Annotated in this window: 1 protein-coding gene; it reads left to right on the top strand. The window is 60.3% G+C overall.

The genetic code is table 11. The features are described 5' to 3' along the window. Positions 1-1,767, top strand: a 1,767-nt coding sequence (locus DM995_RS19310) for a recombinase family protein (RefSeq protein WP_116970726.1), incomplete at its 5' end; no start/stop codon positions are given. Positions 1,768-1,824: the final 57 nt, after the last annotated feature.

Raw genomic sequence — 1,824 nt, 5'->3', positions numbered from 1 at the left:
TGGCATCGCCTTCTGGAACTGGCCGCCATGTCGCGCACGCTCATCATGGACGAAGATGGCGTTTACGACGCGGCGTCGTTCAACGATCGTATGCTGCTCGGCCTGAAGGGCACGATGAGCGAGGCCGAACTGCACATCCTGAAGTCTCGACTGCAAGGCGGCATTCTCAACAAGGCGCGTCGTGGCGAGCTCGAGTTGCCGTTGCCGATCGGACTGGTCTACACGCCTGATATGCGCGTGGTGCTCGATCCGGATCGCCAGATCCAGGACACGGTGCGCATGCTGTTCGATACCTTCCGGGAGGTGGGCACAGCCTGTGCGGTCGTGCGCCGCCTGCGCAGCGAGAAGATCCTGTTTCCCCGGCGTGTCCGTCGCGGCATCGGCAAGGGCGACGTGCTGTGGAGCGCGATCGACCATTCTCGCGTGATCCAGATTTTGCACAATCCACGATACGCTGGTGCTTTCGCATACGGACGCACCCGCACGGTCTATAATGCCAAGCTTAAGTCCGTACAGCAGAAGATGCCGAGGTCCGACTGGCAGGTGCTCATCCCTCAGGCCCATGAAGGCTACATCTCGTGGGACGAGTTCGAGCGCAATCAAACAAGTCTCGAACAAAATGCAGTCGGTTTTTCTCCGGGCCTGCGGGGTCGTATGCCTCGCCAGGGCAACGGCTTATTGCAAGGAAGAGTTTTGTGCGGTCGTTGCGGCGCCCGCATGCGGGTCCATTATGAACAGTTCGAGGGCAAGCTTCGTCCCTATTACATCTGCAACGAGGCCGTCGTGCGCCACGCGGGCAAGGCTTGCCAATGGGCAAGAGGACCAGCGATCGATGAAGCGATCAGCGCGTTGCTGCTCGAAGCAATGGCACCCACGGCGATAGAGGTCGCACTTGCGGTGCAGGAGGAGATCTCGCAACGTGTCGAACAAGCCGCCTCGCTGCGCGACAAGCAGTTACAGCGCGCCCGGTATGAGGCTGAACTCGCACGCCGACGCTATCTGAAGGTCGATCCCGACAACCGCTTGGTTGCCGACGCACTCGAAGCGGACTGGAATGGCAAGCTTCGCGACCTCGATACGCTTCAGCGCGAACATGAGCGTCAGAACGAGACAGACCAGTCATTGCTGGACGGCGCTATGCAGGAACGGATCCGAGCGCTGGCCGCAGATTTTCCGCGCATCTGGAACAACGAGCGCACGAGCCCGGTCGAGCGTAAACGCATGCTTGGTCTCCTCATCGAAGACGTGACACTGCTGGTCGACGAGAAGATCAACATGCACATACGCTGGCGCGGAGGTCGCACGCAAAGCCTGGCAGTAGCTCGTCCCCGGCCCATGGCCGTGATCCGCAAGACCCCGGAAGCGGTTGTGGCACTGATCAACGAACTGCTGGAGACCGACAACGACCAGCAGATTGCCAGTCGTCTCAACGCACTCGGGCATCGTAACTGGCGCGGTGAGGCTTTTACCTTGAAGAAAGTGATGCTCGTGCGTCGTGCCTATGGGCTGAAGACCCGGTTCGAACGGTTGCGCGAGAGCGGCATGCTAACTGGCGAGGAAGTGGCTCGTCGATTTGGCGTAAGCGCCACAACCGTACACCAACTCGGACGCGATGGTGTTCTCAAGCGCCATCGCTACGCTACCAACCACCGCTACCTGTATGAGCCACCGGGCAACGTCCGACTCGCAAAAGGCGTCGGCGGCCGATATGGTAGCCGCCAACCCCGGTTAATTGACGCTCAACAAATCCAACAAGGTGCATCGTGATGTCTGCTCCTTGTCCTTCGGACGCCGCGGCCGGGCTGGCAAGACGCCAACGCCATA

The organism is Blastomonas sp. UPD001 (genome assembly GCF_003426715.1).
In the GTDB taxonomy this organism is placed as follows: domain Bacteria; phylum Pseudomonadota; class Alphaproteobacteria; order Sphingomonadales; family Sphingomonadaceae; genus Blastomonas.
This window is presented reverse-complemented; position numbering and strand designations above follow the sequence as displayed.